At 40.4% G+C, this 13,198-nt stretch carries 14 protein-coding genes and 2 pseudogenes; 6 read left to right on the top strand and 10 right to left on the bottom strand.

Annotation, left to right across the window (positions count from 1 at the left end):
• On the top strand, window positions 1–308 hold a 308-nt coding region (locus tag HWQ37_RS06545), incomplete at its 5' end, for a WD40 repeat domain-containing protein (RefSeq protein ID WP_292745101.1).
• A 21-nt stretch (window positions 309–329) separates the two neighbouring features.
• On the opposite strand, the gene HWQ37_RS06540 is transcribed toward HWQ37_RS06545, so the two are convergent.
• From HWQ37_RS06540 to HWQ37_RS06530, 3 genes are all read right to left on the bottom strand, one after another.
• Window positions 330–3,017, bottom strand: coding sequence for an efflux RND transporter permease subunit (locus HWQ37_RS06540; protein WP_292745099.1), 2,688 nt, complete (start codon window positions 3,015–3,017; stop codon window positions 330–332).
• 650 nt (window positions 3,018–3,667) lie between these two features.
• Complete coding sequence (gene tsaB, locus HWQ37_RS06535; RefSeq protein ID WP_292745097.1) at window positions 3,668–4,327, bottom strand: tRNA (adenosine(37)-N6)-threonylcarbamoyltransferase complex dimerization subunit type 1 TsaB; 660 nt, start codon at window positions 4,325–4,327, stop codon at window positions 3,668–3,670.
• 628 nt (window positions 4,328–4,955) lie between these two features.
• A complete protein-coding gene (locus HWQ37_RS06530) occupies window positions 4,956–5,204 on the bottom strand; it encodes a Ycf34 family protein (protein WP_069074638.1) in 249 nt (82 codons plus the stop codon).
• Between the two features lie 86 nt (window positions 5,205–5,290).
• On the opposite strand from HWQ37_RS06530, the gene HWQ37_RS06525 reads away from it, so the two are divergent.
• Both HWQ37_RS06525 and HWQ37_RS06520 read left to right on the top strand, forming a co-directional pair.
• A complete protein-coding gene (locus tag HWQ37_RS06525; RefSeq protein WP_292745094.1) occupies window positions 5,291–6,595 on the top strand; it encodes a CCA tRNA nucleotidyltransferase in 1,305 nt (434 codons plus the stop codon).
• Window positions 6,596–6,992: 397 nt separating this feature from the next.
• A complete protein-coding gene (locus HWQ37_RS06520) occupies window positions 6,993–7,376 on the top strand; it encodes a response regulator (protein ID WP_292745092.1) in 384 nt (127 codons plus the stop codon).
• Here HWQ37_RS06520 and HWQ37_RS06515 read toward each other — a convergent pair.
• Together HWQ37_RS06515 and HWQ37_RS06510 are read right to left on the bottom strand one after the other, a co-directional pair.
• The gene (locus HWQ37_RS06515) at window positions 7,357–7,761 is read right to left on the bottom strand and encodes a Na-translocating system protein MpsC family protein (protein WP_292745090.1); all 405 of its coding nucleotides are present in this window, start codon (window positions 7,759–7,761) and stop codon (window positions 7,357–7,359) included. The genes HWQ37_RS06520 and HWQ37_RS06515 overlap by 20 nt on opposite strands.
• A gap of 585 nt (window positions 7,762–8,346) precedes the next feature.
• Window positions 8,347–8,463 carry a hypothetical protein gene (locus tag HWQ37_RS06510; protein ID WP_465249672.1) on the bottom strand — a complete coding sequence of 39 codons (117 nt, stop codon included), beginning with the start codon at window positions 8,461–8,463 and terminating at the stop codon, window positions 8,347–8,349.
• A 220-nt stretch (window positions 8,464–8,683) separates the two neighbouring features.
• On the opposite strand from HWQ37_RS06510, the gene HWQ37_RS06505 reads away from it, so the two are divergent.
• Both HWQ37_RS06505 and HWQ37_RS06500 read left to right on the top strand, forming a co-directional pair.
• Window positions 8,684–9,166, top strand: a complete 483-nt coding sequence (locus tag HWQ37_RS06505) for a tetratricopeptide repeat protein (protein ID WP_292745088.1) — start codon at window positions 8,684–8,686, stop codon at window positions 9,164–9,166.
• 824 nt (window positions 9,167–9,990) lie between these two features.
• A pseudogene (locus tag HWQ37_RS06500) lies at window positions 9,991–10,260 on the top strand (hypothetical protein); the annotation flags it as partial.
• A 103-nt stretch (window positions 10,261–10,363) separates the two neighbouring features.
• On the opposite strand, the gene HWQ37_RS06495 reads toward HWQ37_RS06500, so the two are convergent.
• Genes HWQ37_RS06495 through HWQ37_RS06480 form a run of 4 tightly spaced genes read right to left on the bottom strand, consistent with a single transcriptional unit; the run spans window position 10,364 to window position 12,044 of the window.
• A complete protein-coding gene (locus HWQ37_RS06495) occupies window positions 10,364–10,663 on the bottom strand; it encodes a type II toxin-antitoxin system RelE/ParE family toxin (RefSeq protein ID WP_109009499.1) in 300 nt (99 codons plus the stop codon).
• Window positions 10,660–10,881, bottom strand: a complete 222-nt coding sequence (locus HWQ37_RS06490; protein WP_292745083.1) for an addiction module protein — start codon at window positions 10,879–10,881, stop codon at window positions 10,660–10,662. Before HWQ37_RS06490 ends, HWQ37_RS06495 begins: the two co-directional genes overlap by 4 nt.
• 37 nt (window positions 10,882–10,918) lie before the next feature.
• Entirely contained in the window at window positions 10,919–11,431 is a 513-nt protein-coding gene (locus tag HWQ37_RS06485) for an Imm1 family immunity protein (RefSeq protein ID WP_292745081.1), read from the bottom strand.
• Window positions 11,432–11,459: 28 nt separating this feature from the next.
• Window positions 11,460–12,044, bottom strand: a complete 585-nt coding sequence (locus HWQ37_RS06480) for a hypothetical protein (protein WP_292745079.1) — start codon at window positions 12,042–12,044, stop codon at window positions 11,460–11,462.
• Window positions 12,045–12,376: 332 nt separating this feature from the next.
• On the opposite strand from HWQ37_RS06480, the gene HWQ37_RS06475 reads away from it, so the two are divergent.
• Window positions 12,377–12,919, top strand: a complete 543-nt coding sequence (locus HWQ37_RS06475; protein ID WP_292745077.1) for a hypothetical protein — start codon at window positions 12,377–12,379, stop codon at window positions 12,917–12,919.
• Between the two features lie 149 nt (window positions 12,920–13,068).
• On the opposite strand, the pseudogene HWQ37_RS06470 reads toward HWQ37_RS06475, so the two are convergent.
• Window positions 13,069–13,198, bottom strand: a pseudogene (locus HWQ37_RS06470) (Uma2 family endonuclease); the annotation flags it as partial.

Genomic DNA, 13,198 nt, shown 5'->3' with positions numbered 1-13,198 from the left:
ACGGCAAGACTTTGGCTTCTGGGAGTTTGGACAAGACGATCAAACTCTGGAATCTAGAGACAGGAAAGGAAATCCGCACCCTCAAGGGACATGATAGCTCTGTCTCTAGCGTCAGTTTTAGCGCCGACGGCAAGACTTTGGCTTCTGGGAGTTTGGACAAGACGATCAAACTCTGGAATCTTCCAGATTTAGAGTTTGATTCTTTAATGGGGCGCAGTTGTGATTGGGTGCGGGGTTATTTACAAAATAATCCTAACGTTAGCCAGAGCGATCGGCACTTGTGCGACGGCATCGGCACGCAAAAGTAAACAGGTGTTCCGCAGGAAAATCTAAAATTTCTTGCGGGGAAACCAATCATCCAAAATGGTGTAGACTACTGGCACGACAATCAAGCTGAGGATAGTTGAAGTTACTAATCCACCAGCGATCGCAACAGCCATAGGCGATCGCAACTCGGAACCCGCACCAAAACCTAATGCGATCGGTAGCATCCCTAAAATCGTCGAGGCGGTGGTCATCATAATTGGTCTGAGGCGCACTAGTCCGGTTTTGAGGATTGCCTCGGTGCGGTCTAAGCCGGCGTTGCGTAACTGGTTGATGTAATCTACAAGCAAAATGGCATTTTTATTTGCCAGTCCCAGCAAAAAGACAAAACCGATCAACGAGATCATGCCAAAGTCGCTCTTGGTAATTAGTAGCGCCAACATCGCCCCCACTAGTGCCAAAGGTAAAGATACACCAATTACCAGAGGGTCTACCCAGCTTTTAAACAACAAAATTAGTACTATGACAATGCACAGGGCAGATAAAGCCAGAGTAGTGCCGAAACTGCCAAACACTTCACCTTGACGAGCAGAGTCTCCCCCTAAATTTAAGGAAACATTAGAGGGTAACACCGCCTTTGCTTCAGCTACCACTTGGTCGGTGGCATTACCCAAGGATAGATCCTTGCCAAGATTAGCACTGATGTAGGCCACGCGCTGATTATTCAAACGCTCGATCTGAAAAACCGTACCCTGTGGATTTATTTCACCTGTAACTGTAACATCCGCGAATCCCGGTAGCCTCTGAATCCTTTCTTTAATTGCTTTGACTGCTTTGCTTAGAGCTTGGAGATTATCACCTTGTAATGCTATTTGCAGGGGTTTTTGACCGCCGGAATCGACAAATTGAATATCTTCAACACTAGTAGTTACGCCAGAAATAACAGGTAAGGAAGAACGCAACTGATCTTGTAGTTCGGCAGTTGTAATTGTGCGATCGCTCTTTAATTTTACATATAGTGTTCCTTTATTCGGCTCACCCTCACGAGAACCAACAGTGGTAAATACCGTTTCAACTGCTGGTGATTTTCTCACAACCTCTTCTAGTTTTTTCGCAACATTTAGAGAATCGTTCAAGGGATTGGGATTTCTCCCCTGCTCCCCTGCTCCCTGCTCCCCTGCTCCCCTGCCCCCCTGCTCCCCTGCCCCCTGCCCCTCTACTCCACTAGGAATACTTGGCAAAGGAGCCGTATAAGCAATATTAAATTCGCCGCGATCGAGTTTGGGAATAAACCCTTTAGGAATTAGTGGAATCAGTGCTATCCCTGCAATAAAACTGAGTGCAGCTAACCCGATAACTATCTTTCGGTGATTTAAAGACCAACTCAGCAAGTTTCTGTAAAATTGGGTAAACGCTACCCAGATTTTCCCTTCCTGACGCGGGGAGAGCGAAGATTTAGGTTTTAACCAATAAATAGCCAGAACTGGAGATAAAGTCCGAGCAACTAGCATAGAGGCGAGCATCGCGGCTGAAACAGTGATGCCAAAAGGTTTGAAGAACTGACCGATGACACCACCCATTAAACCTATGGGTAGAAAAACTGCTACTGCTGTCAAAGTGGCGGCGGTCACTGTCAACCCAATCTCATTTGTCGCTAAAAGTGCTGCTTGGCGAGGAGTTTCCCCATCTTCGACGTGTCGCATGATGTTTTCCACATCCACGATCGCATCATCAACAATACTACCAATTACCAATGCTAAAGCCAGCAGGGTAATCGTTTCGAGGTTGAAGCCGAAAATCGCCATGACGATAAACGTCGCTAACAAAGACGTAGGAATCGCCAAGGCAGAGATGAGAGTTGCCCGCCAATTCCATAAAAAAGGAAAAATTACTACGATAGACAACAAGACGGCTTCTAGTAAAGCATCAATTGTTGACTGGGTAGCTTGGCGGATATATTCTGCTTGGGTGGCGGCTAAAGTAAGGTTGACATCCTTGAGGGTAGAACGTAGCCTTTGAACTTCTTTCTCAACCCGACTCACGACTTCCAAAGTATTAGCACTACCGCGTTTGATTACCTGAAATGCGAGTGCATCTTTGCCATTAAACCGGACTAATGTTGCCCCACCTTGGGGGAGAGCCGTTGCACTCAGATTCGCTGGGTTTACCGGAGGAGTTGCCGTAGTAGCACCTAGTAGTGAGACTTTGAGGACTCCTGGTAATTTAGCGATCGCATTCACAATCTCATCTTGCGCTAACTTCGTCAAATCTTTAAGATTTCGCGTCGGACTCTCTATTGCATAACTAATGGCGGCTGACTCGTTTAGATTCAGAGGAATAATTTTAGAAGTCGCTCCTTGAGGCAAAGTTAGCTGCTTCAGGGCAGTTTCAACCTTTTTGGTCGATGTTTCTAAATTCGTTCCAACGGCAAAAGAAAGGGCAACAGCTGTTTGACTAGCATAGGTGGATGAGCGAATATCCTCCAGTCCTTCTAGGGATTGGAGGCGTTTTTCTAGGGGTTTGGTGAGCTTTGCTTCTGTATCCAGGGCAGTTGTCAGGGGAACTGTAGCATTTACAACCACCACTGGAAAGGTAATATCTGGAAACAAGGCATACTTAAGGGAACTGAAAGCCAGAACACCAGCTACCGTTACCGCAATCCAAAAACTCACCGTCAGCCACGAAAATTGAATCGCAAATTTGGAAATATTGAAGAGTTCTCGTGCGGATTTGGAGTTATGAAGCTTTACCATCTTGGAAAATTATCGTGTGGGTGACACAATTATTTAGTTATGCTACAGCAATCATCTTCAGTTTGCGAATTTTGGTTACTAAATAAAGAGCTAAACGGCAATATTACAGGACTTACGCACTGAGATCCCCCAACCCCCTTCCCTTAAAAAAGGCAGAGCTGTTTCGTTCCCTAAAACAGGTAAAATAGCAAGTGCTGAGGGGATAAAAAATCATGGGTACGAATCTGATTGAGCTTTCAATGATTTTGAACCAATTTTGACATCAAAATAACCTAAGAACTAAAATTTTGTACTTAGTCATGTTTATTAACTGTATATCTAAGCTAATCATAATAATTCCTATTTACCCCTAATAAATTCTAGTCAATTCTCCAAATCATTAGTTCCTATGTACTAAATCAATACCTTCGCCAATTTACGAGGGTGAGTTGATGACGCTTTCACTATTAACTCGCTGTTCTTTGAGGCTTGGCAAAAACAATAAGTTCTAAAAATTCCTTTAAGGTTGACCACAAGGTTTTTTTTAACGTATTGACCGCAGTATAAGGGTTTGAGATGACAAACTACCTTTTAAGCGAAACGCTTATGTATGGGTAATTTTGCCAGTTTTGCCAAAATTTTTCTAGGCTCTTATTTTGGCAAAGGTATTGTTAAAAACTATAAACTGGATGCTGCCCATAATATGGCAAAGCCTCTGACCAATTAGGAAATTTGCCCTCTTGCCAATCGAGATTAGCTAGTTCTAAAATACTTGTCACCGTTGCTGCTAGACCAGATTGAGCTTGAATCAACTGATAATTAGTGTTCCAATTCGCTAAAGTTTCCTGCCATGCTTCTGGTGTGAATACTTTATCTGATAAACAGACTTTTAGTTTAGAAGTATCTGGCTCAAACTCATAAATAGCAGCAAATATTTGACCTCGTTGGGCTGGCATTTCCACAGCAATAGTTTTTGTTTTTTGACTTTTACCTGCTTCTGACCAAGCTACCGCAGCCAAAGTTGAAATTGCAAATACAGGAATATCTAACTGTTGCCCTAAAGTCCGAGCAGTGACAACGCCAATTCGAGTTCCTGTAAAACCGCCAGGGCCTTTTGCAACGGCGATAAAGGACAAATCTGCCCAAGTTTGCGGTTTAATAAATTCAATTAAATATTGATGCACTAAGCTAGATAAATCACGCCCCAAATTCCAAATTTGAGCGCGAGTTTCACCAGCAAAATTACTAATTGCTAGTCCTAATTCGGGAGTAGTGGTGTGCAGTGATAAAGCGTATTTTGTGGCTGTGAGGTGTTTGAGTTCTGTGGTCAAAGTTAATTAAAATATTGATTTTTTTAGAGTTGACTTGATTTATCTATTCAACCATATCATAGTAAAGTTTCCATCCCCGTGAGGGGAAGTGATTGAAGAAACTAGCTCACGTTACGATAGAGAAGAAGGAGGATCAAGATGGGTTTCCATCCCCTTGAGGGGAAGTGATTGGAAACTCGGTAAAAAAGCTGACGTTATTCACATTCCTAATATGTTTCCATCCCCGTGAGGGGTAAGTCATTGAAAAACTTGATGGCGTAAAAGGTCATATTGATTGTGTCGTCGAGTTTCCATCCCCGTGAGGGGAAAATAATTTAAGAAACCCTACCCTTCTATAACCCTTACTCTAATTCGTTTTGAAGGGTAATTTTCGAGGAGGTCTAATTTTTTGTCAATAAGCATAAATTTTTGACAAAAAGGTAACAGTACACCGCCTCAAACGTTTACACATCAGCTTTTCGAGGGAATAAACGAAAGAATAAGGCTTTGAGCGATCGCTATACCCCCGCGAAAAACTTATGTGTGTAAAGTCAAAATAAATACTTTTGCTTTCACCAAGAAACTTGGGATTGAATTGTCAAGGTTCTGTTATTAATAGGCGCAAGCATAACATACTACTCTTGACGTTTCAAGTCGGGACTAATTCACCAGGACGCAATTTCGACCACTTACCCGTTTCTCGCTTAAAGCTCAGACAACCAACAACATCCCATTCCATTTCAATTACATCATCTTGAGTCCGAATGTTGACATTAATAGAAGGTTCATTCGGATCAAAATCTGGTGTTTCGGTCAAGTGAGGCTGTTGGTGCTGCCCTTCTACGGCATGATAGGTAACACAGCTGTCTACATAGTGGCAATTCACGCAAATACACATAATAGAACCAACTCCAGGGGCCTTTATTGTTAATCTAACTTAAGCCCAACTGTTATTCATGAGTTGCTGGGTTGATTTTTATTACAATGCACGAATCAATTCTTTCTACCCTAGCTCCCGAAAATTGGCCTTTTAGTTTGGAATTCTTGCCACAACCCGCTTACATGGTAGGTGGCGCTGTTCGAGATGCGCTCCTTGGCAGAACTCGTGAATATCTCGATCTAGATTTTGTTATACCATCGAAGGCGGTAAAGGTAGCAAGAGCGATCGCTCATCATTATAAAGCTGGTTTTGTGCTACTCGATGCAAAACGACAAATTGCGCGTGTGGTTTTTCCCCACGCCACGGCTGATTTTGCTCAACAGGAAGGAGATAGTTTAGAAGTTGATTTGCACAGACGGGATTTTACGGTAAATGCGATCGCTTATAATCCCCATACCCAAGAAATTATCGATCCTCTGCAAGGTTATGTAGACTTACAACAGGGCATTTTGCGAATGGTATCACCCGCAAACCTAGAAGATGACCCTTTGCGGTTAATGCGAGGTTATCGCCAAGCCGCCCAACTAGGTTTTACTATTGAGCCAGCTACCAAAGCCGCAATTCGTTCTTTAGCATCACACCTTGGCAAAGTAGCAGCCGAAAGAGTTAGGGTAGAAATTGGCTATCTACTGGCAAATTCTCAGGGGACTCCTTGGATTACAACGGCTTGGGAAGATGGTTTACTTGCCCCTTTCTTCAAAAATGCCAGCCGTGAAAGCTTACTCAAACTAGCAGCAGTTGACACAGCATCTGCCTTACTCACAGAAAATTGGCAACAACTAGGGACACAACTGCAAGAATATGTCCGCGATAGTATTAAAACTACTTGGTTAGCTATTGCCAAACTTGCTTGTCTTGTCAACCCAGATCCAGAATTAGCAGAAATAGAGCTACAGGAACTAACTTATAGTCGCGCCGAAATCCGAGGTGTAACTACTGCTCTGAAACTGTTACCGCAATTTCAAGTAGTTGATATGTCGTTGCGAGAACAATACTTTTTGTTTCATGATGCAGATATTGTATTCCCCGCTACGGCAGTACTAGCTGTAGCAATTAATAATTTGGTAGAGGCAATATCTGGTGACAAGCCACTATACACAGCAGTGGAAACTAAAGCGATGAGCTACCAAGTCTTAGCACCTTTGATCGATCGCTACCTCAACCCTGACGATGCGATCGCTCATCCCACTCCCCTAGTGAATGGGAAGGAATTGATTGCAACATTAGATATTCCAGCTTCGCCAATTATCGGGCAACTGCTGACTGAAATTGGTGTAGCACAAGCTGAGGGGAAACTTTCAACCCCAACAGAGGCGATCGCTTATGCACGTCAGTTACTTGATGGTTAAATATACTTAATTAATTTCTGGCGATCCAACAAAGGCGATACCTACGCAATTTTGCCATTGCTGGCTAAGGCTAGTAAAGCTGCAACATCACGTCCTTTAAGTATCCCCTACTTACCAATAAAACCCCGATTTTTATAGTCAATCCTTGCTAGGATACACATCAGATATGCTACTATTTGCTTGATGTTATGAGTGCTTCGCTATCTTATTTCCTAAAATTGCCCGCCAATGGACAACTGAATGAATTATACACTAGCCTATTCATTTTTATGCCTTAGTTGGTTGTCTGAAGATACTCTCGTAGATTTACTTAAGCACTTCCCAAAAAAAGACTTTTAGGTTTTCCTGATGGGTGGAGTTTTTGTGCCTAGCTTTTTTTAGACAGGACTAACTACTTATGAATGGACAGCCTTTAATTTTGGTTGTAGAACAGAGTTTACATGATTTAGAGCTACTAAATTCTCATCTAGGAATATTAAATTTTTCATGTATTTGTACCAAACAAGGGATGAGGGCTGTGATGTTGGCACAAACTCATCAACCAGATTTAATTCTGTTAGATATGAAACTATCTAATTTGAGTGCGAATCAAGTCATTGACGATCTCAAACATGACTCAAAAACTGCTACCATCCCAATCATTGCAGTCACACCTCTAACAGAGGTACAAGATGATGACTCTATGATGCTCACAGAATTTGATGATTGCATTACTAAACCATTCGATTTTAATCAATTAGAAGTGGTAATCAGTCGCCATATTAGTCAGCTAAATTCCTAACATTTATCTTCGGAATAGGTTCGGGATTACGACCTTCAGGTAATTCCTTGAGAATCACAACAATCCCAGTACGACCTGTTGTTAAATTGGTGTTTGTCATCAGGTAAAGGATGGGCTGACCAATAATTTCCTCAATCAAATTTTTTAAATCTGGTTTAATTATTTTCTCTAAATATAATCGTACTTGTTCAGCTAAAGTAGCATGGCCTTCTTTGAGTAAAGTTTGTTCGGCTTGAGTAACAGAGTTTTCTAGAGAAATTACGATTTCAGTATCAAAAAAGTGACAAATTACTTGGCTAGGAGACTTCCCTAGCCGATCATTATATAAATTTATAATTCGCTGTGATATTTCTGTTTCTAATTGTCCAATAGTCGGTTGTACCATTAGTACCTACTAGGTAATATTTATCGTTCTAATCTGGGAATTGAAGTATCCAACATTATAGTAGATGATTATCGAATATTCTGAGAAAATCAATCATTCTTGTATAAAAATTTAGTGTGCCAAGGTGATGTGTTTAATACGCATTTATTTAAGAATAGTTCCAAATTTGACGAAGTAAAATTTGTTAACTAACGATTTGTGCAGTGTTCGGTTAATAACTGGATTTGATCGTCATTTATTCATGGTTAATCAGCTTATTTTGTGCCGCCGTACCTGCATCTCCCAACCCAGAAAGAATATAGCCATGTTTATCCAAGCGATCGTTAATGGCAGAGGTATACAGCGCCACATCAGAATGAATTTACATCACAAAACGCTCTATACCTTCCGGTGCAGCGAGTAAGTAGACAAACTGAGGTTCTAATAAAGAGTAGGGGCTTTGGTGATAACTAAATTACCGCCTGGAGTTTCATCCAATACGCTTGGGTTAGCGCCAAAAGCCTTAAAATGTGTATGTAGGTTGGGTTGAGGAACGAAACCCAACATTTCCGGGGCTTTGTTGGGTTGCGCTTTGCTTAACCCAACCTACAATTTTTCACAAAGCCAAGCGTATTGGGGTTTCATCATCTTGCCATCTACCTGCAAACAACCTTTGTCTACTGCATCTTGCAGTTCTGGCATATTGATGTGAACTTGAGTAATTGCGCCAAAGGGATCTGTCAGCTACGACTAGTCATTTGTTATTTTAATAGCTCTAAATATCTAGTGTGGTATTAGTCGTATTGTTGAACACAATAAATCACACAGAAATTTCATAATTAGCGATTAATCGCGGCTAATTTAAAGATGACTTTAAAAATGATTTAATGGATATATTTTGTGAGAAAGTTAATACAAAGGTATATTCACTGATCTCAAATTCATGGATTCTTTATTTATTAATTCCTTACTTGAAGAGTTGAAAAACCCGGATGCCACAGTGCGTGACAAGGCAACCAGAAAAATATGGCGGATTTGGTTTCAGCAAAAGGGAATCTATGGGCTGGAAATAATTGACCGCAGCCAAAAGTTACTGGATGCAGGTGAAATTGCTGAAGCTGAAACAGCGCTGACGGCATTAATTAAAGACCAGCCAGATTTTGCCGAAGCTTGGAACCGTCGAGCTTTCCTCTATTACAGCATTGGCGATTATCAAAAATCCTTGGGAGATTGTCAGATGGTTGTGCAGATAAATCCAATACATTTTGGGGCGCTTCATGGTATGGGCTTGTGTTATGCAGCACTAGGAGAGTATGGTCAAGCTATCCGAGCTTTTCAACGTGCTTTAGAAATTCAGCCCTATTCGCTAGTGAATCAAAAGTTGATTTTAGAATGTACATTTAGATTCAGCTACAAGGGCAGATAGGAGAGAGGGTCATACTGTTTTATAAATCCGTTATCACCCTCATCAACAGCAATTTATCGCCTTAGTCGCCGCAGTTTTATTCAATATGCTTCTATCTGGATTAATAGCAGCGTCATTGCTGCTTGTACTAACAGCAACCAAGCGTCAACTAGTAATTCTCGATTGGATAAAGTTGCCTTTAGTGCAAACTAGATAGCACAAGCGGAACAGGGGGCATTATAGTAGGCGATGTCTATCATGGGCTGCGCCTACGCCACCGATATTTACAAAGACTACAGTTTAGATGTAGTTATGAAAAAGAGTGGGATCTAGGTTCCCAGTGGTACTCAATTGTCGATGGGGGTTCGATATATTTGTTTATGGGTTATGGCATGGATGCCGTGAATGCCATAGCACAAAACATTCCCAAAATCACAGTTGCAGCAATTTTCTAGAAAGACCCCTGGTGTCTGATTGCACATCCCAACTCAGCAATTAACATTTTTGCCGATCTTATCTTTTTTAATCTGTTAAGCTAAAGGTTTTTCTAACTATAGCAATCCTAAATGAGTCATAAAATCGAGAGACTAAGAGGATATAGAGGTTTTGTATTATGTTGTTTACAATCCCCAACGCCGGAGAAAACCCAGGGCAAACGCATCTAAATTACTCTTAATCACAACCAACGTTAAGAACCAACGAAAAAATCAGCATTTCGCGTTTGATTTATTTTCCAAGCTTCAAAGCGATCGCTAAATCTATGTCAATAAGTAGCTATTAATGCGACTATTTTTCAGCTTATTGACAATAAGCTCTTTCTGTTGACATGATGCGTTTGCCCTGGGAGAAAACCACCTTTAGAAGGTTATCGCTTTGTAAATGGTGAATATGTATTGCAACCAGGAAATTTCGTTTGGTTATCAGAGATAGGTTTAGCAATTGGTTATGAACGGGGAACCTATCAGGGAATTACGCGGGATTGGTTGTATTGGTATGACAAACAAGGAATCAGATATCTAACACCAGAAGAACGAGCGATCGCTGCCGAACAACGCGCCGACAGGTTTGCACAAGAATTGCGAAAGCTGGGGATAGATCCAGATTCTTTGAGTTGATTTTGTGGGGTGCGATCGTTTTGATTACACTGTTACTAATGACTTATTTAAGAACAGAAATCATAGATCCTTGAGGTGATTCTAGGCGATATCATAAAAGCGTTTAAATATTCCTGCTCTGCCATTGTTTAGGATTACGTTTGACGTGGTAGCAAGCAATTACAGTGATGACATTTTCTTCTACAATATAAATAACACCATAGGGAAACCTACGTATCAATAATCGCCGCGCTTGTCGATACACCACTGGATAAGCTGAAGGGTTACGTCCGATTAATGCTAAACAGCTATCAACTGCACGTACAAATTCCGAACCTACTCCAGAATCACGTTGCTCATACCATTCAAAAGCATCTTGAATATCCAGTTCTGCTTCTGGACTAATTATTAACTGATAGCTCATTCAGATAAACCTAGTCTTTGCTTGACAGATTGCCAGGTTGAACCTTGATTTGGGTTTTGGCGATGCATCTCCAAGCGTCTATCTAATTCTAGTTTTTGCTCATCGTTGAGAGGAACTTCATCGGGTGTGCTAAGAATGCTGTCCCATAAGTCCTCGGCAAGCTGTATACGTTCAGATACGCTTAGTTCTGAAATATCAACTTTTAATATTGGGTGCATGGTTATTGTTAATGTAATTGCTCAATATAATCTTATTTTAGATTATAAATGACTTATCTTCTTCCCAAGAAAGTAAAGGATCTAGTTTACCTGATTCTGTAAATGTTCTAGCAGCTAGTAAACAATGCAGCAAATCAACACACATTTTCGCAGGATATTTTTTTTCTTGTCCACGAACTACTAATGTTTCTATTTCATCAGATTTTGATAAATCAACTAAAACATCAAAAACTTTGTTATTAAAAGTTGCATTTCCAACATATTTACCTGACTTACCGCCTCCAATATTCATGTAAGTCTCATCATCAGATTTCAAGGTTACTAAAGTTTTGCTTTTGCCATCTAACTCGCGGATGGCTGCTTCGATTTGAATCCAATTTGGATCTTTTATTAACTCACCTTGATTGCTATTAGTAACCCATTTTTCTGCTGATAGCTTGAATACTAAACTTGTTTCGGTTTTTTGTGGCAAATCTGGCCAGCGATCGAAACCTAGTAACTTACCAATCTCAGAATTTTTCCAAAAGGCTTGACGTTCAGCATAGGTCATTATCACATTTGTTCCCACCCGGATTTGCTCAGGAGTCAACAAACGTGGGGATTCCCCATCGGCTTTCGTGTCTTCTGATAAAGACTGTGGCGTTGTCTCTTGAGAATTTGAACACATAGCCATCTTCTCCTGGGGCAATGTTTGTTGCGCCCACATACTGCATTTCGATTATGTCTCTATAGTAGTCAAAAGCTGAATCTAGAGATACAAGAATAATACGAGTATCACTCAAACCGCCGGAACAATACTGCAATCCTACTTGCGTTGCATACCAAAATAGCCATTTTCCGATCGGTTCAATCAGGCGGTTAGCTTCCTGACCTCTAGTTACAGGATTACTTTCTAGATGCTGAATTTCTAAAGTCTCCGGTGTACCTGGGTAAGGAAAGACAATGTACCTAATTAATCCCCAGACTTGCTGATCATATACCAGTTTAACAATGCGTTGTAGGTCAAAGTCAGTACGTCGCCATAACTCTTGCCAGTGAAAAGTCCAATTGCTTGGCATATCATCCACTGTTGCAGGGGAAATGACAGCCTCTTGTTCGCCCCTCTCTTGAGTTAGGACTCGCACCCGATACGAGCCGATATCAGCCAATTTAGTAATCCTCACACGTCTAAGAGTGATAATACTGCGTTAGGGGGTGAGGGAGCGATCGCGTTTTAGTTGTGGGTAAAAAGTAGAACGTAATATATACGTATTATTTTATATGATTAAATATATTTATTCAGTAAATATGGCTACACAGCTATATTTGTAAGCGCTATATCTATAATTTAGAAATTTTTAAGTAGTTGTTCTGATTTGTATATTATGTTACTTATGTAACAATAAATTTGTAATTACTCAATCATCGGTCTGGTCTTATGATTTTACATCTGAATAAGTCTGTTTATAGGAAAATTTTTGTAGCTTTCCTCAGCTTTATATGTATGGAGATTGGTTTGTCGCAGTCCATTAATCCTAGAAGTGCTTTAGCACAAAATGTAAGTGCTGATTCGCTTTGCTATTGGCAAACTGCTAATGGTAGAAGTATAGACTTAGCAGCTTTATGTGGATCTAAGTCTAATCAAAATCTACCCGCGATATCTTTCACAAATAAACAAAATTTGACTATTGATAGGGTTAAGATTATTAGTGAGAATATTGGCAATAAGAGGTACTTTTATGTAGCAGGTACAATCACAAATACAGGAAATGTTTCTCAGAGATATATAGAAGTTTTTTATCAAGGTTATAAGCAAGTTGATGGTTCCTTAAAACCTAGTGAATCCAATAAAGTCTTTGTGAAGACTAGTGTACTGCAACCAGGGGAGACAACAACTTTTACAGGTGAACTTCAACGTCGTCCTACTTTGTTGATGTTAAATTCTTTAGATTCGGTTGAAGAAGGCTCTATACCAGTTAATATTTGCTATGCTAATAGCGTTGAGCAAGAAGAATTGTGTAAACGTCTTTCTCCAAGTGCAGTTAGAAGATTAAATTAATAGATCCAAGCTTTTAATAGTTTTTATTATAATAATAAGGTGGATTTGTCCCACCTTATTTATTAATAGAACATTATAACAAAAAAAGTAACCTTTTATTCATATTTTAATGGTTTCGTACAGTCTTTACAGTACAAAAATTCACCAATCTACCCTAATTTATCCCGCACCCAAGCGCGAAAGGATTTGAGCAAAGCAATTTCTCCAATACTTTTACTCTGCTGAATAAATCTGCTTATCTCACTCACTGAAACTATAGGAAAGGCAATACTAAACTTA

The sequence above is a fragment of the Nostoc sp. NMS4 genome (assembly GCF_017115095.1).
GTDB lineage: Bacteria > Cyanobacteriota > Cyanobacteriia > Cyanobacteriales > Nostocaceae > Nostoc.
Note: the sequence above shows the minus strand (reverse complement) of the source record. Positions and strands in the feature narration are given on the sequence as shown.

Excerpts from the sequence above, each read along its gene's own strand:
- HWQ37_RS06520 (WP_292745092.1), top strand. The coding sequence starts at position 6,993 with ATGAATGGACAGCCTTTAATTTTGGTTGTAGAACAGAGTTTACATGAT.
- HWQ37_RS06505 (WP_292745088.1), top strand. The coding sequence starts at position 8,684 with ATGGATTCTTTATTTATTAATTCCTTACTTGAAGAGTTGAAAAACCCG.
- HWQ37_RS06530 (WP_069074638.1), bottom strand. The coding sequence starts at position 5,204 with ATGTGTATTTGCGTGAATTGCCACTATGTAGACAGCTGTGTTACCTAT.
- HWQ37_RS06525 (WP_292745094.1), top strand. The coding sequence starts at position 5,291 with ATGCACGAATCAATTCTTTCTACCCTAGCTCCCGAAAATTGGCCTTTT.
- HWQ37_RS06515 (WP_292745090.1), bottom strand. The coding sequence starts at position 7,761 with ATGGTACAACCGACTATTGGACAATTAGAAACAGAAATATCACAGCGA.
- HWQ37_RS06540 (WP_292745099.1), bottom strand. The coding sequence starts at position 3,017 with ATGGTAAAGCTTCATAACTCCAAATCCGCACGAGAACTCTTCAATATT.
- HWQ37_RS06495 (WP_109009499.1), bottom strand. The coding sequence starts at position 10,663 with ATGAGCTATCAGTTAATAATTAGTCCAGAAGCAGAACTGGATATTCAA.
- HWQ37_RS06485 (WP_292745081.1), bottom strand. The coding sequence starts at position 11,431 with ATGACCTATGCTGAACGTCAAGCCTTTTGGAAAAATTCTGAGATTGGT.
- HWQ37_RS06490 (WP_292745083.1), bottom strand. The coding sequence starts at position 10,881 with ATGCACCCAATATTAAAAGTTGATATTTCAGAACTAAGCGTATCTGAA.